This is a genomic window from Saccharomonospora sp. CUA-673 (assembly GCF_001942305.1).
Lineage (GTDB): Bacteria > Actinomycetota > Actinomycetes > Mycobacteriales > Pseudonocardiaceae > Prauserella.
Genome location: NZ_MKKE01000005.1, coordinates 64,973 through 88,906 on the forward strand (window position 1 = coordinate 64,973; position 23,934 = coordinate 88,906).

At 71.0% G+C, this 23,934-nt stretch carries 16 protein-coding genes and 5 pseudogenes; 8 read left to right on the top strand and 13 right to left on the bottom strand.

Features of this window, described 5'->3' with window-relative positions:
* Positions 1-385 precede the first annotated feature (385 nt).
* Positions 386-1,138 (top strand): MerR family transcriptional regulator, encoded by a 753-nt coding sequence (locus BJF85_RS03195; protein WP_075845689.1) that lies wholly within the window; start codon positions 386-388, stop codon positions 1,136-1,138.
* Between the two features lie 120 nt (positions 1,139-1,258).
* Here BJF85_RS03195 and BJF85_RS03200 read toward each other — a convergent pair whose 3' ends face one another.
* From BJF85_RS03200 to BJF85_RS03220, 5 genes and pseudogenes are all read right to left on the bottom strand, one after another.
* On the bottom strand, positions 1,259-2,473 hold the full coding sequence (locus tag BJF85_RS03200; RefSeq protein WP_075845690.1) for a DUF418 domain-containing protein: 1,215 nt from the start codon (positions 2,471-2,473) through the stop codon (positions 1,259-1,261).
* Between the two features lie 73 nt (positions 2,474-2,546).
* Positions 2,547-3,155, bottom strand: coding sequence for a TetR/AcrR family transcriptional regulator (locus BJF85_RS03205; RefSeq protein ID WP_075845691.1), 609 nt, complete (start codon positions 3,153-3,155; stop codon positions 2,547-2,549).
* A 119-nt stretch (positions 3,156-3,274) separates the two neighbouring features.
* Positions 3,275-3,487 carry a hypothetical protein gene (locus BJF85_RS03210; protein WP_075845692.1) on the bottom strand — a complete coding sequence of 71 codons (213 nt, stop codon included), beginning with the start codon at positions 3,485-3,487 and terminating at the stop codon, positions 3,275-3,277.
* Positions 3,480-3,911: a hypothetical protein gene (locus tag BJF85_RS03215; protein WP_075845693.1), complete on the bottom strand. Its 432-nt coding sequence runs from the start codon at positions 3,909-3,911 to the stop codon at positions 3,480-3,482. The genes BJF85_RS03210 and BJF85_RS03215 overlap by 8 nt, the downstream gene beginning before the upstream one ends.
* Positions 3,912-4,073: 162 nt before the next feature.
* Positions 4,074-6,354, bottom strand: a pseudogene (locus BJF85_RS03220) (sodium-translocating pyrophosphatase).
* A gap of 318 nt (positions 6,355-6,672) precedes the next feature.
* Here BJF85_RS03220 and BJF85_RS03225 point away from each other — a divergent pair.
* Positions 6,673-9,146, top strand: a pseudogene (locus BJF85_RS03225) (DEAD/DEAH box helicase).
* Here the strand turns inward: BJF85_RS03225 and BJF85_RS03230 are convergent.
* The 8 genes and pseudogenes from BJF85_RS03230 to ssd form a co-directional block, all read right to left on the bottom strand.
* Positions 9,116-9,802 carry a bifunctional DNA primase/polymerase gene (locus BJF85_RS03230; protein ID WP_075845694.1) on the bottom strand — a complete coding sequence of 229 codons (687 nt, stop codon included), beginning with the start codon at positions 9,800-9,802 and terminating at the stop codon, positions 9,116-9,118. The pseudogene BJF85_RS03225 and the gene BJF85_RS03230 overlap by 31 nt on opposite strands.
* Positions 9,803-10,092: 290 nt before the next feature.
* On the bottom strand, positions 10,093-10,599 hold the full coding sequence (locus BJF85_RS03235; protein ID WP_083665878.1) for an Rv3654c family TadE-like protein: 507 nt from the start codon (positions 10,597-10,599) through the stop codon (positions 10,093-10,095).
* A gap of 6 nt (positions 10,600-10,605) precedes the next feature.
* Entirely contained in the window at positions 10,606-10,995 is a 390-nt protein-coding gene (locus BJF85_RS03240; protein ID WP_369822059.1) for a TadE family type IV pilus minor pilin, read from the bottom strand.
* On the bottom strand, positions 10,995-11,150 hold the full coding sequence (locus tag BJF85_RS03245; protein ID WP_075845696.1) for a DUF4244 domain-containing protein: 156 nt from the start codon (positions 11,148-11,150) through the stop codon (positions 10,995-10,997). Before BJF85_RS03245 ends, BJF85_RS03240 begins: the two co-directional genes overlap by 1 nt.
* 149 nt (positions 11,151-11,299) lie before the next feature.
* A complete protein-coding gene (locus tag BJF85_RS03250) occupies positions 11,300-11,914 on the bottom strand; it encodes a type II secretion system F family protein (RefSeq protein ID WP_075845697.1) in 615 nt (204 codons plus the stop codon).
* Entirely contained in the window at positions 11,911-12,834 is a 924-nt protein-coding gene (locus BJF85_RS03255; RefSeq protein ID WP_075845698.1) for a type II secretion system F family protein, read from the bottom strand. Before BJF85_RS03255 ends, BJF85_RS03250 begins: the two co-directional genes overlap by 4 nt.
* Positions 12,828-14,026: pseudogene (locus BJF85_RS03260) on the bottom strand (TadA family conjugal transfer-associated ATPase). Before BJF85_RS03260 ends, BJF85_RS03255 begins: the two are co-directional and overlap by 7 nt.
* Positions 14,023-15,096, bottom strand: a complete 1,074-nt coding sequence (gene ssd / locus BJF85_RS03265; RefSeq protein WP_075845699.1) for a septum site-determining protein Ssd — start codon at positions 15,094-15,096, stop codon at positions 14,023-14,025. The pseudogene BJF85_RS03260 and the gene ssd overlap by 4 nt, the downstream one beginning before the upstream one ends.
* A 383-nt stretch (positions 15,097-15,479) precedes the next feature.
* Between ssd and BJF85_RS03270 the strand changes: the two are divergent.
* The 6 genes and pseudogenes from BJF85_RS03270 (at position 15,480) to BJF85_RS03295 (ending at position 23,912) form a co-directional block, all read left to right on the top strand.
* Positions 15,480-16,324 (top strand): annotated as a pseudogene (locus tag BJF85_RS03270) (HAD family hydrolase).
* A gap of 668 nt (positions 16,325-16,992) precedes the next feature.
* Positions 16,993-18,870, top strand: coding sequence for a glycoside hydrolase family 3 protein (locus BJF85_RS03275; RefSeq protein ID WP_075845700.1), 1,878 nt, complete (start codon positions 16,993-16,995; stop codon positions 18,868-18,870).
* Positions 18,871-18,875: 5 nt separating this feature from the next.
* On the top strand, positions 18,876-20,159 hold the full coding sequence (locus tag BJF85_RS03280; RefSeq protein ID WP_075845732.1) for an exo-beta-N-acetylmuramidase NamZ domain-containing protein: 1,284 nt from the start codon (positions 18,876-18,878) through the stop codon (positions 20,157-20,159).
* Positions 20,160-20,169: 10 nt separating this feature from the next.
* Entirely contained in the window at positions 20,170-21,546 is a 1,377-nt protein-coding gene (locus BJF85_RS03285) for a serine hydrolase domain-containing protein (protein ID WP_369822061.1), read from the top strand.
* 336 nt (positions 21,547-21,882) lie between these two features.
* Positions 21,883-22,902 (top strand): MurR/RpiR family transcriptional regulator, encoded by a 1,020-nt coding sequence (locus BJF85_RS03290; protein WP_083665880.1) that lies wholly within the window; start codon positions 21,883-21,885, stop codon positions 22,900-22,902.
* Positions 22,903-22,961: 59 nt separating this feature from the next.
* Positions 22,962-23,912 (top strand): annotated as a pseudogene (locus BJF85_RS03295) (N-acetylmuramic acid 6-phosphate etherase).
* Positions 23,913-23,934 lie beyond the last annotated feature (22 nt).

A 23,934-nucleotide genomic window follows, 5' to 3' on the forward strand; every position in this document is an offset into this window, starting at 1 on the left:
GGCCCTGCTCTTTCGGGTAGGCACTGTGCCTTCCGCCTCGATGTCGGCCTTGGTGTCGGACCCGCCAGTGTGCACGCTGAACGTCCCCGATGTCTGCCCAGGTGCCGCAACACGCCGTTGCCGACGTGTCAAGCTGTGCGCCCGATTCTTCCCAGATGTTTCCATGCCGCCCGAAGGGCGCCACCCTGACACCCCCCACGCTGACGCTCCGCCGCCGGGCCGATGTGTGACATAGCACTCACCCGGCCGGGCGGGGGCTCGTCACGGTGGAGACGTCCGATGCGGCCCCGACATTCCCGTGGCGCCCGGCCCGCGAAACACCGGCACGTGCCCCTCGACGTTCGGACTTGCGGTTGACGCCGCGTCAAGCTCTACGGTCGTCGACATGGCCTACTCGATCGCACAGGTCGCCAGGATGTCTGGGATCACCTCGCGCACCCTGCGACATTACGACGACGTCGGCCTGCTGTCGCCCGCGTTCACCGGCGCGGGCGGCTACCGCTTCTACGAGGACGAGCAGCTGCTGAGGCTGCAGGAGATTCTCGTGCTGCGGGAACTCGACCTGGGACTCGGCGAGATCCGCGAGGTTCTCGACCGCGACACCGACCGGCTGGACGCCCTCCGCAAGCACCACGAGCGGCTCCTGGCCGAGCGGGAGCGCTACGACCGGCTCGCCAGGTCGGTGCAACACACCATCGACACCCTGGAAGGAGGGAGAGCAGTGAACGCACAGGAGTTGTTCACGGGCCTGGCACGGGACTCCGAGCAGGCCCGCGAGCTGGCCGACGAGGCGGAGCAGCGGTGGCCGGGCGCACGCGAGACGCACGCCAAGGTCACCGGCTGGTCCGACGAGAAGTGGCAGGCCGTGCAGGCCGAGGGCGCCGAGGCGTCCGAGCGCATCGCGGGCCTGCTGCGCGAGGGCGTCGCGGCCGACGACCCGCGCACGGTCGAGACCGTCGACGCGCACTACCGCTGGATCCTGCATTTCTGGACGCCGAACCGGGAGTCCTACACCGGACTCGGGCGGCTGTACGCCGACGACGAACGGTTCGCATCCGGATTCGAGCAGGTCGAGCCCGGCCTGGCCGCCTACCTCGCCGACGCGATGGCGGCCTACGCCCGGCACCGCCTCACGTAGGCCACGTGAGTGGTGCATAGCTGCCGCATGTGGGCGGTGGATGCCGCGTGTGGCCGTGCATAAATAAGGCCCTGTGCTGACAGGGCGCCTGTCTCGAGGAGCCGCGGATCCTCGAGACGGTCAGCGCCGGCGGGCCGGGATGCGGGACAGGACGGTGTGTTGCAGCGCCTCCAGCGGCCCCCGGTCGAACCGGCCCAGCCACCACGGCGCGGCGATCAGCAGGAACGCGCACACGGCCACCCACAGGCCGAACACCCACCACGGGCCGGTGCCGGCCAGGCTCGTGGCGAGGCCGAGTCCGAAGCCGTAGCTGACGACCATGCACAGGACGTTCTGCGTCACGTACCCGGTCAGGGCGGTGCGGCCGAGCGCGGATGTGCTGGTGAACAGCCACCCGGTGCCGCGGGCGCGGTCGACCAGCGCACCGACGAATCCGATGAGGCCGAGGGCGACGATCGGCGCGGCGACGTAGCGGTCCAGCAGGAAGTAGTCCGGTCCTGCCAGGGTCGTCGCGATGTTCAACGGCAGCCCCACGCCCAGGCCCCAGCGCAGCAGGCGTCCCCGGATGCGGCGTCCGTCGGCGTCGGGTTCGAACGCGCCCGCGCGGAACAGGCGCACCCCGAGCAGGAACAGGAACACCAGGAGGCCGAACGTGAGGACCGGTTCAAGGCGCAGCGGCACGAAGTTCGCCAGCCGGAAGGCGATCTGGTCGAGGTAGCTGCCCTCGGCGTAGAGGCGGGTCAGCTCGGCAGGAGACGTGCTGTCGAGCTCGTCGCCCACCGACACCAGCGCCGCGGTCAGCACCGACATGAGCAGCAGGTGCAGGCCCAGCTGGGTCCACATGACGACCGAGCGGACGCGCCGGGACCGCGTCAGCAACCACGCGACGAGCAGCGACACGACGGCGTAGCCCATGAGCACGTCCCAGGCGAAGACCAGCGTGAAGTGCACGAGGCCCTCGACGAGCAGGAACAACGCGCGCCACGGGTAGCGGCCGGGCCAGCGTTCGCCACGCCGTTCGGCCGCGCGGAACTGCACGGCCAGTCCCACGCCGAACAGCACCGTGAGCAGGGCCAGGAACTTGCCGTTGGCCACGAACCGGAAGAGCGCCTCCGCCACGGAGCCGGCCGTCGGATCGGCGAGCACGGCGTCCGCCGGCACGGCTGCGTCCGTCCCGAACAGCACGCCCGCCTCGGACGCGGGACCGGTGAACAGCCACACGTTCGTCGCGAGCGTGCCCAGGATCGCCACCCCGCGCAGCACGTCCAGCAACGGCAACCGCGCGCCCGACCGGACGGCAACCCGCCCACCCCCGGAGCTCTCGGCGTCAGTCATGTCAGTCCCCCTCGTGCTACTCCCGAGGGCCCCGTGGTCGCGTTGAACGCAACCACGGGGCCCACGGGGGCTTCTACTTAGTGGTGCCGTGGGCGGTGAAGAGTCGTTCGATGTGGTCGGCCAGGGCGCGGCGGATCGACTCGGCGTCGAAGATCGGCGCGGTGGCGAGGTGGTGCAGGGTCAGCCCGTCCACGAAGGCGACGAGGCTCGCGGCCTCGGCCGTCGCGTCGAGGTGGCCGGGCAGCTCGCCGCGCTGCTGCGCGGCCTCGACGGCCTCGGCGACGCCCTCGACGAGGCTGCGCGTGGTGTCGTTGTGGATGCGCGACATCTCCGGATCGGTCAGCGTCGCCGGGACGAACTCCAGCCACACCGCCAGCTCCGTACGCCGCTCGGCGTCCAACGGCAGCAACGTCTCCAGCAGGCGGAACAGCAGCGTGCGGATCGGGCCCACCAACTCCACCCCGCGAAGCCGCTCCTCGCCGCGCTCGTAGAGGTACTCGACGCCGAACCGGAGCAGGTCGGACTTGGTGCGGAAGTAGCGCTGTACCAGGCCCACCGAAACGCCGGCCTCCTCGGCGACGTCCACGAGCGTCGTCCGGGCGAGGCCGCGCGCGGCGACCGTGCGCAGCAACGCCTCGGCCACCTGTCGCCTGCGTTCGCCGTGGTCAGCCGTACGTGCCATAGAAATAATATAAGCATATTTTTCTAGACGGCGCGACACCCGGGCAGACAACTGCGCAGGGACGACCGCGGGCCCGAGCCGAGGATTACCGGGCCCACGGGGTGATCAGCGCCGAGTGGTCAGGGATTCGGGGCGATGCTGGTGCGACCGTCGGACGTGAGCTGGACGCACGTGTCGGACTGCGCACCGGCCTGACGCAAGGCGGGCACGTCGTCGAGACCACCGACGAGGTCGAGACCACCGATGCGGTCCAAGGTCTCGCGCACGGTGCCGACCGCGTCCTCGCCGTTGCGCTGCAGTTCGCGCTGCGCACCGTCGGCGTGGTCACGCACCTCGGTGTAGCTGTCGATGGTGGATTCGCGCAGCTGCTCGGCCCCTTCGGGCGTCCGCGGCGCCGAGTTCGTCGAGCCCCTCCAGCGCGGAGTCGAGACCGCCGATCATGACGGTGAGCAGTTCGCCCGAGGTGGCCGTCGTGCGCTCCGGGGTGCTCGTGTCGATGTCGGGCATGCGGCTGGCCGAGTGGACGACCTCGGCCGCGGCCCGGCAGTACCCGTCGACCCAGGCGACGCGCGCCTGTTCGTCGGCCGCCTCGTTGTCGTCGCTGGGCGTGGTGGTGCGTTCACCGTCGCCGGGCTGGTCCGCGGGTCTGGGGGCGGGTTCCTGCCCGCATCCGGCGAGCAGGACGACCCCGACGACGCCACTCACCAGCCCGACCGCCGCGAACCTCCGCGCGCCCACCTGTGCCCCCTTGGTCACCGTTCGCAATCTTGTCGGAGCGGACAGTACCGCCCGGACACCGTACGTCACCGACCACTACCCCGACCACGGTTCACGTCACACCCCGAGAAGCTCCCGAGGCCCCATAGTCGCGTTGAACGCGACTATGCCCTCGGGAGCCTTCACGGCGGTTACGCCGTGTTATGCGGGGGTTTTCGATTCGGCCGGGGTCTCGGTCATCGCCGAACCGCGGCGTTTCGAGATGACGATCGCCGCGACGATGATCGCCACGGCCGCGACCGCGAACGTGATCCGCAGCGCCGGCGAGGCGTCCTCGCCGACCGTCAACTGCACGACCGCGGGAGCGATCAGCAGCGACACCAGGTTCATCACCTTCAGCAGCGGGTTGATCGCCGGGCCCGCGGTGTCCTTGAACGGATCGCCCACGGTGTCACCGATGATGGTCGCCTCGTGCGCCTCGGAGTTCTTGCCGCCGTGGTGACCGTCCTCGACGAGTTTCTTCGCGTTGTCCCACGCGCCACCGGAGTTGGCGAGGAACACGGCCATCAACATGCCGCACGCGATCGCGCCGCCGAGATACCCGGCGAGCGCACCCGTCCCGAGACCGAAGCCCACCGCGATCGGCGCGAACACCGCCAGCAGACCCGGTGTCGCCAACTCCCGCAGCGAATCGCGGGTGACGATGTCGACGACCCTGCCGTACTCGGGCCGCGTCGTGCCCTCCATGATTCCGGGGATGTCGCGGAACTGCCGCCGCACCTCGTAGACCACGCGCCCGCGGCCCGTTCGACCGCGCTCACCGCCAGACCCGAGAACAGGAACACCACGGACGCACCGATGATCACGCCGACGAGCGTGTTCGGCGAGATGATCGTGTCGAGGAACGACTCCGGCAGCGCGTCGCCGGCCGCCCGGCCGACGTTGTCGAGCGCCTCGCCGATCGCCGACGAGTACGAACCGAACAGCGCCGTCGCCGCCAACACCGCCGTCGAGATCGCGATGCCCTTGGTGATCGCCTTCGTCGTGTTGCCCACCGCGTCGAGCTCGGTGAGGATCTGCACGCCCTCGCCCTCTTCGAGGTCACCGGACATCTCCGCGATGCCCTGGGCGTTGTCCGACACCGGTCCGAACGTGTCCATCGCGACGATCACACCGACCGTCGTCAACAGACCCGTGCCCGCGAGCGCCACGGCGAACAACGCCACCGCACCGCCGAGCAGGTACGCACCGAACACGGCCGAGCCGACCACGAGTGCCGTGTACACGGCGGATTCGAAGCCCACCGAGATACCCGACAGGATCACGGTCGCCGCACCCGTCTCCGACGTCTTGCCGACGTTCTGCACCGGCTTGTTCTCGGTGCCGGTGTAGTAGCCCGTCAGCCACAGGATCAGACCGGCCAGCGCGATACCGATGAGCACGGAGAACGTCGCGATCACCGCGGGGTTGCCCGGCGCGTCCGGGAACGAGCTCGGCAGGAACACGAACGCCGCTATCGCCGACAGCACCGCCGATATCGCCGCCGATATGTAGAACGAACGGTTGATCGTCGTCAGCGCGCTCTCGCCGGCCCTGGCCTTGGTGATGTAGATGCCGATCACCGCGGTGATCACACCGATCGCGGGGATGACGAGCGGGAACACCAATCCGTCCCCCGCCGCGCCGAACGCGGCGCTGCCGAGGATCAACGCGGCCACCAACGTCACCGCGTACGACTCGAACAGGTCCGCCGCCATACCGGCGCAGTCACCGACGTTGTCGCCGACGTTGTCCGCGATCGTCGCGGCGTTGCGCGGGTCGTCCTCGGGGATGTTCTGCTCGACCTTGCCGACCAGGTCGCGCCGACGTCGGCGGCCTTGGTGAAGATGCCGCCGCCGACCCTCATGAACATGGCGATCAGCGCGGCTCCGAACCCGAAGCCCTCCAGCACCTTCGGGGCCTGGCCCGCGTAGACGAGCACGACGACGGCCGCACCGAACAGGCCCAGCCCGACGGTGATCATGCCGACGACGCCGCCGGTGCGGAACGCGATCCGCATCGCCCTCTCACGACCGCCGGACTCCCTGGCGGCCGCCGCAACCCGGACGTTCGCCCGCGTCGCCAGCCACATGCCGAGGTAGCCGATCGAGAACGAGAACACCGCGCCGATGAGGAAGAACAGTGAGCGGCCTATCCGCTCGTTCCAATCGTCGGCCGGTAGGACGAGCAACAGCAGGAACACGACCACCCCGAAGACGGCCAGTGTCTTGCGTTGTCGGTTGAGATAGGCAGCGGCACCCTCCTGCACGGCGGTGGCGATCTCGCGCATCCGCTCGGTGCCCTGGTCGGCGGCCAGGACCTCCTTGAGCAGGACATACCCGAGTACCAGTGCAGCCAGGGCGATCACAGCGACCACGGCGACTATGCCGTAGTCACCTCCGGCCAGCTCCGCGGAGCCGGTCGCGAGGAAGTGCCGGGACATGCGTCCTCCTGAAACGTCGCCTACGCCAGCGGCGACGGCGGAAGGCCGCGAACCGTCCACGAACTCCACTGTGTCGACACTGACATGGGATGTGCACCACTTTTTGCGTTGTTCGACGGAGTCTATTGGTATTGGAGTCGATCACGGGACCCCTGTCGCGGGACGAATACCCGACGTAGGACTGTGTCGCCGATCACTATCGGGTGATCTTCGGACAGACGGGACACATTGGGGCCCCTCGCCGGCGTCTCCGGGCTCCTCGCCGGCGCCGCGCAGGTCTCCTTCGCCCCCGGGCGGACGTGTGCGATGCTCGAACAGATGAACGACGCCTCGCACACCCGCGCGCGCACGCTGCTCGCGCGCGCGACCGCGGGCATCCCCGACGACCGCAACCCGGTCACGCACGTCGCCGATCTGCCCGAACGTCCCGAACAGGTCACCGACTGGCCGTCGTGGGTCCCGGACGAGGTCGTCGCCGCGTTCCGGGCGACGGGGATCGAACGTCCGTGGACCCATCAGACGGCCGGCGCGTCGGCGGCGGCCGACGGCGACGACGTCATCGTGGCCACAGGCACGGCGTCCGGGAAATCGCTCGTCTACCAACTGCCCGTGCTGTCGGCGCTCGCCGGCGACCCGTCGGCGACCGCGCTGTACCTGGCGCCGACGAAGGCGCTCGGCGCCGATCAGCTGCGATCGATCACCGAGCTCGACGTCGACGGTGTCCGCGCGGCGTCCTACGACGGCGACACCCCGCGCGAGGAGCGCGAATGGGTGCGCAAGCACGGTCGCTGGGTGTTCAGCAATCCGGACATGCTGCACCGCGGCATCCTCAGCGGGCACGCGCGCTGGGCGGCGTTCTTCCGCAAGCTCCGCTACGTCGTGATCGACGAGTGCCACAGCTACCGCGGCGTGTTCGGTTCGCACGTGGCGTTGCTGCTGCGCCGACTCTCGCGGGTGGCCCGGCATTACGGGGCCGAGCCGGTGTTCGTCCTGGCGTCCGCGACGACCGCCGATCCGGCCGAGTTCGCCGAGCGGTTGACGGGCCGCCCGTGCACGGCGGTCACCGAGGACGCCTCGCCGCGCGGTCCGCGCACGGTGGCGCTGTGGGAGCCGCCGCTGCTGGACGATCTGACGGGTGAGAACGGTGCGCCGGTCCGCCGGTCGGCGGGCGCCGAGGCGGCGCGCATCCTCGCGGAGCTGGTGATCGAGGGGGCGCGGACGTTGGCGTTCGTGCGTTCCCGCCGCGGCGCGGAGCTGACGTCGCTCGGCGCGAAACGCATCCTGGCCGAGGTGGATCCTGCGCTGCCCGACGCGGTCGCGCCTACCGGGCGGGCTTCCTTCCCGAGGAACGTCGGCAGCTCGAGCGGGAGCTGATGGAGCGGCGACTGTTGGGCGTCGCGACGACGAACGCGCTCGAGCTCGGCGTCGACATCTCGGGCTTGGACTCGGTCGTGCTGGCCGGCTACCCGGGGACGTTGGCCTCGTTCTGGCAGCAGTCGGGCCGCGCGGGGCGGGCGGGTGACGATGCGCTCGTGGTGTTCGTGGCGCGCGACGATCCGCTGGACACGTATCTGGTGCACCATCCGGACGCGTTGCTGGACCGGCCGGTGGAGACGGCGGTGCTGGACCCGGCGAACCCGTACGTGCTGGCGCCGCAGCTGGCGTGTGCCGCGGCGGAGTTGCCGGTGAAGGCGGGCGAGCTCGACGTGTTCGGCGGGGACGAGGCGCGCGCGGTCCTCGAGTCGCTGGTCGCCGACGGCGTGCTGCGGCGGCGGCCGAGCGGTTGGTACTGGACGGCGCGGGACCGGCCGCAGTTCGATGTGGACATTCGCGGTTCGGGTGGCGAGCAGGTCGCGGTGGTCGAGGCGGAGACGTCGCGGATGCTCGGCACGGTCGATCCGGGTGCGGCGTGCGGCACGGTGCATCCGGGTGCGGTGTACCTGCACCAGGGTTCGTCCTATGTGGTCGACGACCTGGATCTGGATGCCGGGGTGGCGTTCGTGCACGCGGAGGATCCGGAGTGGAACACCTCGCCGCGGGAGGTCGTGGACATCGAGGTGTTGGCGACGCACCGCAAGGAGCGGTTCGGCGGGGTCACCGTGGGTCTGGGCGATGTGGCGGTCACGTCGCGGGTCGTGGGCTATCTGCGCAGGTTGCCGTCGGGCGAGGTGCTCGACCAGGTGCCGCTGGATCTCCCGGAGGAGCAGCTGCGTACGAGGGCGGTCTGGTACACGATCGGCCAGGACCTGTTGGACGCGGTCACGTGGCCCGGGGACGGGTCCGGTGGGAACGAACCCGGCGGGGCTGAGCCCGGTGGGGACGGGTCCGGTGGGGACGGGAGTTGCAGCAGGACGCCGGGTGGCGCCGGGGTCGAGGCGGCGCGCCTACCCGGCGCCCTGCATGCTGCCGAACACGCGGCGATCGGCCTGCTACCGCTGTTCGCTACGTGCGACCGATGGGACATCGGCGGGGTGTCGACCGCTCTGCATGCGGACACCGGGGAGGCGACGGTGTTCGTGCATGACGGTCATCCCGGAGGGGCCGGGTTCGCCGACCGCGGCTTCGCCGCGCTCGTCCCATGGCTGGTCGCTACGCGGGAGGCGATCGTCTCCTGCGAGTGTCCGGCCGGGTGCCCGTCCTGCGTTCAGTCGCCGAAGTGCGGGAATGGCAACGAACCGCTGGACAAGGCGGGGGCGGTGACCGTGCTCGACATCGTGCTCGGGGCGGTCGGCAGCGACGGCGAACACGGTCACGTGGGGGTTCATGCCACGGACGGGGCCGTGGCGGGCTGATCGAGCGGGTTGAGGTCGGCGACCGCGGCGGCCGGGGTGTCGGCGTGCTCCCCGAGGAGCGCACGCACGAGCACCTCGTGCACCGACGAGGCGGACGGCAGGCGCCAGCCCCAGATCGCCGGCTTCACGCGCCAGTGCACGACGCCCTGCCCGTAGGGCGTGGGCGGCAGCGGCACGTAGCTGCCCTCGCCGTGCCACGTGACGTCCGCGTGGTCGGCGAGCGCCCGGTGCACGGTGCCGGCGGAGGTGGTCAGGAACAGCCACCGCCCGTTCGGCATCGCGACGATCGGCGCCGGGTGTCCGGTGCCGCGCAGCAGGGATGCCGCGCGGCGGCCGAGCTCGTCACCGACCTCGATCGCGTCGACCATCGTGCCGGTGGCCACGAGCAGACTGCACTGCTTGCCCGTGAACCACGCCGCGATCTGCCGCGGGTGCGCACCGAGGCGCTCCGACCAGTCCGCGTGCAACGGCTCGGGGCGGGGCGAGTTCACTGCGCCCGCTGCGCCCACTGCCGTCACGTCCTCGGCGTCCGTGCCGGACGTCGGGACCGTGCCCGGGAGGATCGGCCAGCCTCGCTCGGCAAGGCTGATCGCCTCGGCGCGCAGCTCGATCCTGAACGAGCCGCGTAGCGCGTCGGGCCACTCCATGTCCACCATGTCTTGCTCAAGCCTCCTGTTTGGTGCTGCCGCATCGTTCGCGGCGTCTGACCTCACTTAACGGCAACCTGCAGCCGCGGCGACAGAGGCGCGCGACAACTGGCTCCTCCGGGGCGACGAGTGAGCATCGACACAACGGCGGGGCCGAAACTTGACCGCCGGTTATCGGCCGTGAACGTCGGCCCGCATGCCGTTCGTCGCGCTCCGTGGCCCTGTGCGGGCCCCTCGGGCCACCCGCGACCGCCGGTCCGACCACACCTCGACGAGGCCGCCACCTGGTGTTTTACCGCTCACCGCGCGGTACCGACCGGTCCCGCTCGTGCACGGGCAGTCACCGCGCCGAACGGCGCGAGCAACGGCGTCCGGTCGGCCTCGACCCGCACCAGCGCATCGGGAGCGCCGGCGCCGGGCCCGGTGCCCAATGCCGGATCGGGCGTATCCGGATCGCGGGCGCCCGGGCCGGACGCTCCCGGTGGGCGCAACCTGCAGTCGACGAGGCGCACCCGCATCCGGTCGGCGACGGTCTCGGCCGTCGCGCACGCCTCGTCGACTCCGTGGTCGGCCTTGCCGGCCGCGGCGAGGGCGGCGAGATCGGCGGCGTTGGCCGCGTCGGACCGCACCACCGCGCCGTGCCCGAGCAGCCACAGCATCCCGGCGAGCGCGAACAACGCCGCCGCGGCCACGGCACCCCACACGGTGGCGACCCCGTCGTCACCGGCCGGTAGCCGCCTCGGCCCGGTCGGCGCGACCGGCGCGATCGGCGCTGTCGTTCCGCTCGGCTCTCTCGGCGCCGGCATCGGCGTTCACCTCGCCTTCGAGGCCGGGTTCGGGAACGGCGTAGGCGTCGGCGGACACGTCGATGCCGGGCAGCATTCCGCCGGCCGCCGGGGCGTCGACGCGGACGGCGATGCCGGTGCGTCGTCGTCGACGGTGAGCGTCGCCCCGGCGGGTGCGATGCGGCCCACGGCCTCGTGGGCGTGCGTCTCGTCGCCGCGGGCCCACAGGCGGGCGGCCTCGCCGGCGGCGTCCACACAGCGCAGGTGATCCACCGTCGCGGCGATCCCGCCCGCGAGCAGACCGGCGACGGCCACGAGCGTGCCGAACGTGATCGCCGCCTCCAAGGTCACGGCGCCGCGATCGCCCGCGAGCGCGTGGGATTCGGGTGTGCGTCCGGACCCGTGTCTTCGGAACATCACAGGTCCACCGACAGTGCGTTCTCGATGACCGACGCCAGCATGGTGGCCACGGAGTCTCCGGTGACGACCATGTAGAGCACGGCGGCGAGTGCGGCCGCGGCGAGGGTGCCGATGGCGTATTCCGCGGTCGACATCCCCTCGTCGCCGACCATTCGACCGTCCCTTGTGGACCTACCCAGGACGTGGGACAGAGCTGCGTAGACGTTCATCGTTGTGTCCTTTCCGAGGATTGCTGCTTTCCGGGTACTGCTGGAACGTGGTGGTGTTGCGCGGTTTCCGGGTCGTCAGAAGACAGGGTTCGTCAGAAGACCGACAGGGAGCCGGCGAGGCCGATGACGACGGGTGCGATGCCGAGGCACAGGAAGGCCGGCAGGAAGCACAACCCGAGCGGACCGGCGACGAGCACGCCCGCCCGTTGGGCCCGCGCCTCCGCGACATCCCCCACGGTCGCGCGGGCGCGGGTCGCGAGGTCCTCGGCGACGCCGGCGAGGGCACTGCCGGAGCGGGCGGCCCGCCGGGCGGCGGTCGCGAGTTCCGTCGTCGCGGGGCACCGCTGCGCGGGCTCCCATGCCTCCCGTGGTTCGGCGCCGAGTGTCAGCAGGTCGGCTGTCGCCCGCAGCGCCTCGGCGGCATCGGGTTGCGCGGTCGGTGCGACCGCACGCACCGCCGTCGGCACCGGCATTCCCGCGCGCAGGCAGGCGGCGAGCAGATCGCCCGTGACGGCCATGCGCAGCGGGTCGGGCCGCGGCTTCCGCCCACCGAGCCGGATCCGTCGCCACCACACCGGTGGCAGTGGCCGGCGGGTCGACATCGGCCCGTCGCGCGCGGGTGGGAACACCGCGCGCCATCGGGCGGTGCGGGTGGCCGGCAGGATCAGCAGGGCCGCGCCGAGCACGGCGCACACGGTCGCGCTCATCGGGGCGTCACCCGTCCCGTGATCGCGGCCGTCCAGCCCACACCGGCGAGCAGCAGACCGGCGCCGACCACGAACAGCACCTGACCGGCGGCAGTGGTCGACAACACCGTCAACGGTGCGGCTCCCATGCCCTCGCCGAGCAGTACGCCCAACACCGGCAGTGCGGCCAGCATGAGCGCGCTGGCCCGCGGGCCGGCCATCCGGGCGTCGAGTTGCGCGGCGAGCCGGGCCCGCGATTCGACGTCCCGCTGCACCGCGTCGACGACGTCGGCGAGCGGCAGCCCGTGCCGCCGCGCCAACGACCATGCGGCAGCGAGCCGCCGCAACGCCGCTGCGCTCACCGTCTCCCGGTCGGGCACGGAATGCGACGCAGACGAGTCCGACGTCGTCCTGCCGACAGCACCGGCGGCGGTTCCCACGGCAGCATCCGTTGCGACGTCGGGTGCGCGGCTGCGTACGAGTTCCGGTTCGCCGCCGAGTCGCGCGGTCGCCGCGGTGGCGGCCAGCACGGCGGCGACGTCCGGGTCGGCATCCTGCGCGGCGGTTTCGGCGGCGTGCGCCGGATGCGCACCGGCCCGCAGGTCGCCCGCCATCGCGCGGAGGGTCTGCGCCGTCCGCGCCATCGCCCGCACGTCGCGGCTCGACCGCCGCCGCGTGCGGACGTGCACGGCGATCGCCGCGCCGACCAACACGGCCGCCGTCGCCGGGCCCGCACCCGTCCACGGGGTCACGCCCAGCATCACCGCGCCGAGCGCGAGGGCCCGCACGCGTCGCCGGCCGAGCCGGGTCCGCCAGCCGCGGATCCGTTCGACGACGCCGGGCCCGCCGAGAGTCGCCAACCGGATCCGCGCCTGCGGCCCCGGCCACAGCATGAGCGCGATGCCACAACACGCGACCGAGGAGGTCCACGATGTCACCATGGCGGCTCGACTCCCCGCGGACGGAGCATCGCGGCCAGCAGCTCGCGCTCGCCGGTCCACCCGTCGGCTCGCCACACGGCACGGACCTGCACGCCGTCGGCGCCCCGTTGCACGGCGCCGATCTCCGTCAGCCGCCTGCGCCCGCCCGCATCGCGCGCCATGTGCAGCACGACGTGGACCGCGGCCGCGAGCTGGCTGTGCAGTGCTCCGCGAGACAGCCCGCCGAGCGCGGCGAGGGCCTCCAGCCGGGCGGGCACCTCGCTGGGCGAGTTGGCGTGCACCGTGCCCGCACCGCCGTCGTGTCCGGTGTTCATGGCGCCCAGCAGTTCCACGACCTCGGCACCGCGCGCCTCGCCGACGACGATCCTGTCGGGTCGCATCCGCAGCGCCTCGCGGACCAGGTCGCGCATGCTCACCTCACCGGCGCCTCGACGTTGACGGGACGCGCGACGAGGCTCACCAGCTGCGGGTGCACCGGCTTGAGCTCCGCGGCGTCCTCGACACTCACGATGCGTTCCTTCGGGGAAACCCCGCCCAGCATCGCGGCCAGTAACGTCGTCTTGCCCGATCCCGTCGCGCCGCTGACGAGGAACGCCAGTCGTGCGGCGATGATCGCCTCCAGCACCGCGAGCCCGGTGTCGTCCACTGTGGAACTTCGTCGCAGGGACCGGAGATCGTGCGCCGCCGGGCGCAGCACCCGGAGGGACAGGCACGTTCCGGCCGTGGCGATCGGCGGCAGCACCGCATGCATGCGAACGCGGCCGTGCGGACCCGAGCCGGGCAGCCAGCCGTCGACGAACGGCTGTGCGTCGTCGAGCCGACGGCCCGCGGCGAGTGCGAGCCGTTGGGCGAGCCGGCGCACCGCCTCCTCGTCGGCGAAGGTCACCTCGGTGCGCCGGAGCCCGTGCGATCCGTCGACCCAGACCTCGTCGGGTGCGGTCACGAGCACGTCGGTGACCGATGCGTCGTCGAGCAGCGGCTCCAACGGCCCCGCGCCGACGAACTCGTGTCGCAGCAGCCGGAGTGCGTCGAGTACGTCCAGATGTCCTGCGACACCGGAACTTTCGGCGCGCACGGCGTCGGCGACCGACTGCGGATCGGTGGCCGACCCGGTGTCGGCGATGCGTTGCCGCACCCGTTCCACGAGTCCCGGCGCATGCACGGTCGACTCCTGTCCTGTGTGGACTGTCATGCCGGAACCCCCTCCAGTGCACGGAGAACATCGCGGGCCGCGGTGGCCAGCTTGCGCCGCCGGAGGAGGGAGAACGTGCCGCGTTCGACGTCCCGCGCGACGCGCCGCTCCGCGCGGGTCCACGTCAGCAGCGGTGCGCCGACGGCAGCGGCGATCTCGTGCGGGGCCAGACCGTCGGGAGACGGCCCGCGCACGAGCACCCGGACCCGCGAGGTCGCCCGCCCCAACCGCTGCAGCACGCGCGCGGCCGCGACGCAGGCCCGCAGCTGCGCGGGCACGACCAGCACGACGAGGTCTGCCGCGCTTACCACGCGGTGCCCGGACGGTCCGATGTCCCGCGGCAGATCGCAGACCACCAGCCGTCCGGCGCGCACCCCGGCGTCGACGACCGCCTCGGCGGCCTCCGGTGTGGGGCCGCTTCCGGCGCGGTCGCAGGACAACACGGCCACGCGACCATTGCCGTGTGTGGCCGCGGGCAGCGCCTCGTCGAGCGCGGACATCGCGACCCGGCCGGCCCGCAGGCGGACGTCGGGCCAGCGGAGTCCGTCGGCGGTCTCGCTGCCGAGGACCAGGTCGATGCCGCCACCGAGGGGGTCACAGTCCACGAGCAGCGGATGCGCTCCCGACCGGGCGGCCCCGACGGTCACGGCCGCCGCGAGCACGGACGCCCCGGCGCCGCCGCATCCGCCGAGTACCGCGACGACCCGACCACGATCGGGACTCGGCGCCTCGGCGAGATCGGCGAGCACACCCAGCAGCGTCCCCGCGGTGTCGGGCAGGGACACCACGTCCTCGACCGCGAGTCCGACCACCCGCCGATACAGGCCGGCCGGCGGCTTTCCGCGGCACAGCACGTACACGCCGTCCCGTCGCGGCATCCCCGGCGACGCCGGGACCACCTCCTCGTCGACGAGGACGAGTGGGGCGTCGTGCCAGTGCTCCGCGGCGGCCGCGAGATCGGGCACGACCCGCAGCTCGCACTCGACCGCCGCCGCGTGCCGGGTGATCTCGTCGAGCACCGGCCCGTCGCCGGCGACGACGAGTCCACGCGGCGGGCCACCGGTGCGCACAGAGCCCACGGGCGCCACAACTGCCGGCCCTGTCGATACCGCTGTCGATTCCACTGGATCCCCCTCGAAGTTCGGGTACGGATCCACGTTCGCGGCGCCCGCGGCATTCGAGGAAGACCCAATTCGCCAACCTGTGGACAACTGGGTCGATGTGGATAACTCGGGGGAGGCGGTCCCCGCCAGGGGGAGGAGTACGGGGACCGCCGAGCTCGGCCGGGGGTGGGCCGAGCCGCGTCCGGTAGGACTGCCGGACCACTTCCAGAATAGCTCCACCGACAGCGCCGAAACACCGCGTGAACAGGCAATTCGATAACGGCCCGATCGCGGGTGAGCCCATCCGGTGCCGGTCCGGCCGGTTCGGGCCGATCGCCTACGGTGAACAGGTGGCCCAACCCAGTCCCACCCAGCCCGAACCCGCCCAGCCCGGACGTGTCGCCGCGTTCTTCGATCTCGACAAGACGATCATCGCGTCGTCGAGCGCGCTGGCGTTCAGCAAGCCGCTGATGCGCGAGGGCATGATCAGTCGCCGCGCCGCGCTGAAGAGCGCCTACGCGCAGCTCGTCTTCGGGCTCTCCGGCGCGACGAGGAACGCACGGAACGCCTGCGCGCCGAGATCTCCGCCCTGTGCACCGGATGGGACGTCGAGCAGCTGCGTTCGATCGTCGCCGAGACGCTCCACGATGTCGTGACACCGCTCGTCTACGCCGAGGCCGAGGCCCTCATCGCGGGGCACAAGACCCAGGGCCACGACGTGATCGTGCTGTCGGCCGCCGGCGAGGAGGTCGTCACCCCGATCGCGGAGATGCTCGAGGTGGACCACAGCGTCGGCACGCGCATGAGCGTCGTGGACGGCCGCTACTCCGGAGAGATCGACTTCTACTGCTACGGCGAGGCGAAGGCGACGGCCGCCCACCGGCTCGCCGCCGAACGCGGCTACGACCTCGCGCACTGCCACGCCTACAGCGATTCGAGCACCGACCTGCCGCTGCTCGAGGCGGTCGGGCACGCGCACGCGGTGAACCCGGACCGGCCCCTGCGCCGCACCGCGACCGAACGCGGCTGGGAGATCCACACGTTCGACAAGCCGGTGTCGATCCGTTCGCGCATGACCTCGCCCGCGACCGTCGCGGTGGGTCTCGGCATCGGGATCGGTGTCGGTGTGGGCGTCGCCGGCGCCACGGCGTACGGGGTGTCGCGGCTGTCCCGGCGGCGCAAGCAGGACGACTGACCCATAGTCCCGACCCCGGGTCAACACCCACACGGCGGCCGATTTTCCTTGACATGGCCAGAAAACCGCTGTTTCCAGGGGAACCGGGCGGCCGAAGACGAATCTGTACCGGTGCACTCGCGGAAAGACCGAAGAAACCCTTGAAGTGACGGGCGTCACTGCGCCACACTGATGGTGCGGACGTCGCGACGGCCCGGGATCCGGCGAAGATAAGCCCGATCCACCCCGTTCGATCTCCGTGCGCGGGCTCCGGGTACCCACGCTCGGCATGCCGCGGGAGGCTTAGTCGCCGTGGGACTGCGTTACGGGACGCCGAACGCCTAGTACCCCAAAAGATGCGACACACGTTGCAGCATGGTCACCCAGACGCTCGCGCGAGGCGGGGCCCGTCGGTATCAGCCGACGGGCCCCGCCTGTATGTGCGCGCTCCGCGATCCCTCCCGCCCTGACGGCCCTCTCCCCGCGCCGAAAATCCCTGTCACGAATGGACCTTTCGCGCCGCGGGCAGGGTCCCTCGATCGGCCTATCTTCGCCTGATTCCGGCGCGAACGGTCCGTTCGCGCGACCCGCGACGTTCGTCCGTTGACGGACCTACTCCGCTCGCTTAGCTTTCGGGTGCTGGCGTATTTGTGGATTTCTCACCGCCACCGGCCCACTGGAGGGATTTCGTGACATCACCTGCTTCCCGGCGCAGGAGGAACAGTTATGCCGCTGCGACGCTCACCGGTCTGCTCGTCGTGACCGGAGGTATCAGCGCCTCCGCCGGAGCCGACCCGGCGCCCACGCGTGCTCCCGGCGCCGCCGGTTCGCCGCAGCAGGTCGACCCGCGCTCGCCCGGGTGGGCCGAGGAGACGTTGCAGAACCTGACCCTCGAGCAGAAGGTGGGTCAGCTCTTCGTCGCCGACGTGTGGGGCCACGCGCCGAACGAGACCCACGAGGGCAACCAGGAGAAGTACGGCGTCGGCACGCCGGCCGAGGTGGTGGACAAGTACCAGCCCGGCGGCGTCATCTACTTCAACCACAGCGGCACCGACAACATCGACCAGCCGCGCCAGGTCGCGAAGCTGTCCAACGGACTGCAGCGCGCCGCGCAGTCGACGGAAGCCGGCGTGCCGCTCATCGTGTCGGTCGACCAGGAGGGCGGCCGGGTCACCCGCGTGGGAGAGCCTGCCACCGAACAGCCCAGCGCGATGGCCTTCGGGGCGACCCGGGACACCGCCGCCGCCGAACGGTCCGCGGCCATCACCGGTTCCGAACTGCGCGCGATGGGCATCAACCAGGACTTCGCGCCGACGGCCGACGTCAACTCGAACCCGGAGAACCCGATCATCGGTTCGCGGTCGTTCTCCTCCGACCCGCAGCTCGCGAGCGAGTTCGTGGCCGCCCAGATCCACGGTTTCCAGGATTCGGGCACGCCCACCGAGACCGTCTCGAGCTCGGCCAAGCACTTCCCCGGACACGGGGACACCTCCACCGACAGCCACGTCGACCTGCCGGTGATCGACCGGACCGAGGAGGAGTGGCGCAAACTCGACCTGCCGCCGTTCCAGGCCGCCATCGACGCGGGCATCGACTCGATCATGACCGCGCACATCCAGTTCCCCAACCTGGATCCCTCCGGTAACCCGGCCACGCTGTCGAAGCCGATCATGACCGGCCTCCTGCGCGAGGAACTCGGCTACGACGGCGTCGTCGTCACCGACTCGCTCCAGATGCAGGGCGTGCGCGAACTGCACCCCGATTCGGAGATCCCCGTGCTGGCACTCGAGGCGGGCGTCGACCAGATGCTCATGCCGCCGGACCTCGACCTCGCGATCGACTCGATCCTCGAGGCCGTCGAGAGCGGCCGGATCACCGAGCAGCGCATCGACGAGAGCGTGCTGCGCATTCTGAAGCTCAAGCAGAAGCGCGGGATCCCGGAGGCGCCGATGGTGAACGTGGGCGCGGTGAAGGACAAGGTCGGCACCGACGACAACCGCGCCGAGATGCAGGCGGCGACGGACAAGTCGCCGACCGTCCTGCGCAACGAAGCCGGTCTGCTGCCCCTCGACGCGGCCCGGGACGACTCCGGCGCCGGGAACGTGCTCGTCACGGGCTGGAACAACAGCGAGTACCCGGGATACCCCGCGGAACCGGTGGACGCGCTCGCCGAGCAGCTCGGCGATGCGGCGACCGCCCTGCCGACGGGTGCCGAGCCCGACGCCGAGACGATCAAGAAAGCCACGGACGCGGCGCGCGACGCCGACACGGTGGTCGTACTGACGAACGGGCTGGCCACTGACCAGGCACAACGTGACCTGCTCCACGAGTTGATGGCGATCAACCCGAATGTCGTGGCAGTGTCGGTTCAGGAGCCCTACGACCCCGGCCATGCCGATGTTCCGACGTGGCTCGTCACGTACGACTGGCGCGACGTCACCATGACGTCGCTCGCGAAGGTGCTGCTCGGCCAGCAGGCGCCGCAAGGGAAGTTGCCGGTGATGATTCCGACCGGCGATGACCCCGACACGACCCTTTACCCCTTCGGCCACGGGCTGACCTGGTGACTGACATGCCATTGAACCGACGCACGTTCCTGGGCGCGAGCGCCCTCGCGACTCCCCTGCTCACCTCGGGGTCGCTGGCCGCCGCGGCCCCGCAGGCGACGACGTCCCCCGCGACCTCACAGGCTCCGGGCCGCACGGTCCGGCCGGGGGCCGACGTCCTCGCCGCCGACGGCTGGAGCCGCCTGTCCGGACGCCGGCTCGGCGTCCTGTCCAACCCCACAGGGGTCCTGGCGGGCGCGGACCACATCGTCGACTCCCTGGTGGCCGCGGGCATGACCCCGGTCGCGGCGTTCGGCCCCGAGCACGGTTTCCGCGGCAGTGCACAGGCCGGCGGTTCGGAGGGCGACTACGACGACCCGCGCACCGGCATCCCGGTGTACGACGCCTACGGCGCCACGACCGACGAACTGGCCGACATGTACCGCAAGGCCCGGGTCGAGACCGTGGTGTTCGACATCGCCGACGTGGGTTCGCGCTTCTACACCTACATCTGGTTCATGTACGAGGGCATGGTCGCCGCCGCCAAGGCGGGCGCCGAGTTCGTCGTGCTCGACCGCCCGAACCCCATCGGTGGGGACGCGTTCGGGCCGACGCTGTACCCGGAGTACAGCTCGGGTGTCGGCCTCAAGCCCGTCCCGTTGCAGCACGGCATGACGGCGGGCGAACTCGCGCGACTGTTCAACGAGGAATTCCTGCCCGACGACGGCGGGAAGCTGGAGAATCTGGACGTCGTCGAGATCGAGGGCTGGAATCGCGATCAACTGTTCGCGGAAACCAACCTCGTCTGGACTCCGCCGAGCCCGAACATGCCCACGCCGAACACGGCGTTGGCATACCCGGGAACCTGCCTGTTCGAGGGAACCGTGTTCTCCGAGGGCCGGGGCACCACGAATCCGTTCGAGATCGCGGGCGCGCCCGGGGTCGACTGGACGTGGCGTGAGGCACTTCAGGAACAGAACCTGCCCGGAGTGGTGTTCCGGGAACTGTACTTCGTGCCGACGTTCGGCAAATTCGCCGACGAACAATGCGGTGGCGTCCAACTGGCCATCACGGATCCGCACGCGTTCGACCCGATTCGCACGGGCATCGCCATGATCGTGACGGCGAAACGCGCGCATTCCGATCTGTTCGGCTGGCGCGAGGACAACTTCATCGACAAGCTCTACGGTTCCGACCGGCTCCGCAGCATGGTGGACGCGGGTGCGGGCGTCGACGAGATCATCGGGTCCTGGTCCGAGGAGATCGCCGAGTTCCGCCGGAACCGCGAGCAGTACCTCATCTACCGGTAGGAGCACGCGCGTGCGATCGAGAATCGCGGCGTTGACCGCTGTCCTCGTCCTGACAGGCACGACCTCGGCGGCAGCGGCGACATCCCCCGAGGCCGGCCGGGCCGACATGGTGACGTCCCCGGCCGCCGGAGCACTGGCAGACGCGAACCCGAAGGACGCCGGAGTGGACCCGAGGCCCATCCGCGAGGCCCAGCGCAAGCTGGAGGACTGGACGGCCGCCGACGCCGTCGACGGCCACCCGCTGTACTCCGGCGCCACCGGCGTCGTCGCCCACGACGGCAAGGTCACGGGCAAGTTCGCCGCGGGCGGGGCCGTCCGGTTCGACCGCGACGGCAACGAGCTGCCCGCCGACGAGCAGGTCCCGGTGCGCGAGGACACGATCTTCGACATGGCCTCGGTGTCGAAGCTGTTCACCGCACTCGCGGTGATGCAGCTGGTCGAACGCGGCGACGTCGAGCTGTCCGCACCGGTGACGCGCTACCTGCCCGCGTTCGGCTCGCACGGCAAGGACGAGATCACGGTCGAACAGCTCCTGGTCCACACGTCGGGTCTCGAGGCGACCATGCCGCTGTGGAAGGACTACCCGGACCGCGATTCGCGGATCGGTGCGGTCCTGGGCGCCGAGCCGGTCAACGAGCCCGGCACCGAGTACGAGTACTCCGACCTCAACCTCATCGTGCTGGGCGAGCTCGTCGGCAAGCTGACGGGCGAGCGGCTCGACTCCTACATCGAGCACCAGATCACCGGCCCGCTGGGCATGCACGACACCGGATTCAACCCGCCCGAGTCGAAGTACGACCGCATCGCGGCCACCGAGTACCAGTCCGAACCCGACCGCGGCATGATCCGTGGCGTCGTGCACGACGAGAACGCCTGGTCGCTCGACGGCGTCGCCGGCCACGCGGGCATCTTCTCGACGGTGCGCGACATGAGCGTGCTCGGCCAGACGCTGCTCAACGGCGGCGCCTACGGCGACACGCGCATTCTTTCCGAACGCAGCGTCCGCGACATGCTGACCAACCGGAACCAGCAGTTCCCCGACCACTCGCACGGCCTCGGCTTCGAACTCGACCAGGACTGGTACATGGGTGAGCTGTCCTCTCCCACGACCGCAGGGCACACCGGGTTCACCGGCACCTCGTTCGTGATCGACCCGCACACGCAGTCGATGGCGATCCTGCTGACCAACAAGGTCCACCCGACCCGCGAGTGGGGCTCGATCAACGAGGCCCGCGAGACCTGGGCGACCGCCCTGTCCCGCTCGCTGAGGGTGAAGCCGAACGCCGGTGCGGACTCCTGGTACCGCGACCCCGCATCCGACGACCGCGACTCGAGCTCCGACCGCGGTTTCGCGCCCACGCCGGTCACCCACCGGCCGATCGGCTGAGCGCAGGGGTCTGTTCGGCCCACCCGGCGCGTATCCCACCCGCCATCGGGGAACCCGGCCGACGAGGCCGGTCCGCGCCCCCTGGCGGTGAAAAACTCTCACAGCGAGACAACACACCACCGCGGACCATGGCGGGAAAGTTCGCAAATCGGATTAATCGCTCTCCGCTACCGGCGCATCGCCGCAGGTGACGATGCCAAGTCGTTAAGCGCCGATGTTTAACGTTCCCTAGGCGGTTAGCGACTTTCTGAGCAACGATGAGATTTAGCGACCGGGGCAATCGGGGGTGCGCGACGGTTGCGATCAACCTGGAGGGTGTGGGTAACCTTGTCGCAGATGCGAGCAGTGAGGAATTTTCCAACGGACGATCAGGGTGCGTCAGAAGCTGTCGGCGGCCGGGGCGGACCCGCGGCCGACGGGGGTGCGCGCGTCCAGGGTCAGGACGCCGGCGCTCCCACACACGAGGGGGACGGTAGCCCGCTCGTCCGCATCCGGTCACTGCTACCCGGCCTGGCGAAGGCGGAACAGCGCGTGGCGAAGGTCGTCCTGGACGACCCGACCACCGTCTCCCGCCGCAGCATCACCGAGGTCGCGCTCGCGGCGAACACCAGCGAGACCACGGTGACCCGCTTCTGCAAGGCCATCGGCGTCGGCGGCTACCCACAGCTGAGGATCGCGCTGGCCGCCGACACCGCACGCTCGGCGGCCCGCACACCCCAGGTCCACGGCGGCGACATCGCCTACGACGACGACCTCGCCTCCATCGTCGGCAAGATCGGCTTCACCGATGCGCGCGCGGTCGAGGAGACCGCGGAGCAGCTGGACGTCACCGAGCTCCAGCGCGTCATCGACGTGCTGGCGGCCGCGGGCCGGGTGGACGTCTACGGCGTGGGGGCGAGCGCGTTCGTCGCCGCCGACCTGCAGCAGAAGCTGCACCGCATCGGCCGGGTCAGCTTCGCCTGGTCGGACACGCACATCATGCTGACCTCGGCTGCCGTGCTCGGCGAGCAGGACGTCGCGATCGGCGTCTCGCACTCGGGCGCCACCACCGACACGGTCGAGGCCCTGCGCGCCGCCAAGGAGCACGGGGCGACGACGGTCGCGGTGACCAACTTCCCCCGCTCGCCCATCGCCGAGGTCGCCGACCACGTGCTGACCACGGCGGCCAGGGAGACGACGTTCCGCTCGGGTGCCACGGCCAGCCGTATCGCCCAGCTCATGGTGGTCGATTGCCTGTTCATCGGCGTCGCGCAGCAGCACATGGACGAGGCCGTGCAGGCCCTCGACGCCACGCGCGACGCGGTGGGCAACCACCGGATGGGCACGCGCCCCGACGGACGACGGAGAACGCGATGAGCACACGGCCGGCAAGTGGCCGTGGCGGTAACCGCGAGTAGCGGAGAACGGTGAGACACATGGGATCCCGCACGACGAACGCGGGCTTGCAGTCGGTGACCACGGTCGTGCACGTCGACTCGCCCACCGAGCAGCGCAACGCGCGCACGACCGACATCGACACGATGTCCACCCGCGAGATCCTGTCGGTCGTCAACACCGAGGACGCGCTGGTCGCGGGTGCTGTGCGGGCGGTGCTGGGCGAGATCGCCCAGGCCGTCGACAACGCCGTCGCGGCGCTGCGCGGCGGCGGCCGGGTGCACTACGTCGGCGCGGGCACATCGGGCAGGCTCGCCGTGTTGGACGCCGCCGAGCTCGTGCCGACCTACACGTCCCGGCCGACTGGTTCCTCGCGCACCACGCCGGTGGTGAGGCCGCGCTGCGGCTGCCCGTGGAGAACGCCGAGGACGACGCGGCGGCGGGCGCGCGCGAGGTGGCCGAGGCGCTGCAGCCGGGCGACTTCGTGCTCGGCCTGACGGCGTCCGGGCGCACGCCGTACGTGCTCGGCGCGCTCGAGGAGGCCAAACGGCTCGGCGCCAACACCGGACTCCTGTCGAACAACCCGTCGCGCCCGTGCCGGACGCGGTCGACACGTCGATCGTCTCGACACCGGCGCCGAGGCCATCGCCGGTTCGACGAGGATGAAGGCGGGCACGGCGCAGAAGATGGTGCTGACCGCGTTCTCGACCACGACGATGGTCAAGCTCGGCCGCACCTACTCGAACCTGATGGTCAGCATGCTCGCCACGAACGCCAAGCTGCGCGGCCGCACCCTGCGGATCCTGCAGGAGGCGACGGGCGCGACCGAGCAGGCCTGCGACGCGGCTCTGACCGCCGCGGGCGGCGACCTGAAGATCGCCCTGGTGCACCTGCTCGGCGACGTGGACGTCGACATCGCCGCGACGGCCCTCGACCACTCCGGGGGCCACGTGCGCGCGGCACTGGACGAGGTTCGCCCGCGCGCCTCGTAACCGCCCGCGCGCCTCGTAACCG

Excerpts from the sequence above, each read along its gene's own strand:
- BJF85_RS03195 (WP_075845689.1), top strand. The coding sequence starts at position 386 with ATGGCCTACTCGATCGCACAGGTCGCCAGGATGTCTGGGATCACCTCG.
- BJF85_RS03200 (WP_075845690.1), bottom strand. The coding sequence starts at position 2,473 with ATGACTGACGCCGAGAGCTCCGGGGGTGGGCGGGTTGCCGTCCGGTCG.
- BJF85_RS03205 (WP_075845691.1), bottom strand. The coding sequence starts at position 3,155 with ATGGCACGTACGGCTGACCACGGCGAACGCAGGCGACAGGTGGCCGAG.
- BJF85_RS03230 (WP_075845694.1), bottom strand. The coding sequence starts at position 9,802 with ATGGTGGACATGGAGTGGCCCGACGCGCTACGCGGCTCGTTCAGGATC.
- BJF85_RS03235 (WP_083665878.1), bottom strand. The coding sequence starts at position 10,599 with ATGCCGGCGCCGAGAGAGCCGAGCGGAACGACAGCGCCGATCGCGCCG.
- BJF85_RS03240 (WP_369822059.1), bottom strand. The coding sequence starts at position 10,995 with ATGTTCCGAAGACACGGGTCCGGACGCACACCCGAATCCCACGCGCTC.
- BJF85_RS03245 (WP_075845696.1), bottom strand. The coding sequence starts at position 11,150 with ATGGTCGGCGACGAGGGGATGTCGACCGCGGAATACGCCATCGGCACC.
- BJF85_RS03250 (WP_075845697.1), bottom strand. The coding sequence starts at position 11,914 with ATGAGCGCGACCGTGTGCGCCGTGCTCGGCGCGGCCCTGCTGATCCTG.
- BJF85_RS03255 (WP_075845698.1), bottom strand. The coding sequence starts at position 12,834 with ATGGTGACATCGTGGACCTCCTCGGTCGCGTGTTGTGGCATCGCGCTC.
- BJF85_RS03280 (WP_075845732.1), top strand. The coding sequence starts at position 18,876 with ATGCCATTGAACCGACGCACGTTCCTGGGCGCGAGCGCCCTCGCGACT.
- BJF85_RS03290 (WP_083665880.1), top strand. The coding sequence starts at position 21,883 with ATGCGAGCAGTGAGGAATTTTCCAACGGACGATCAGGGTGCGTCAGAA.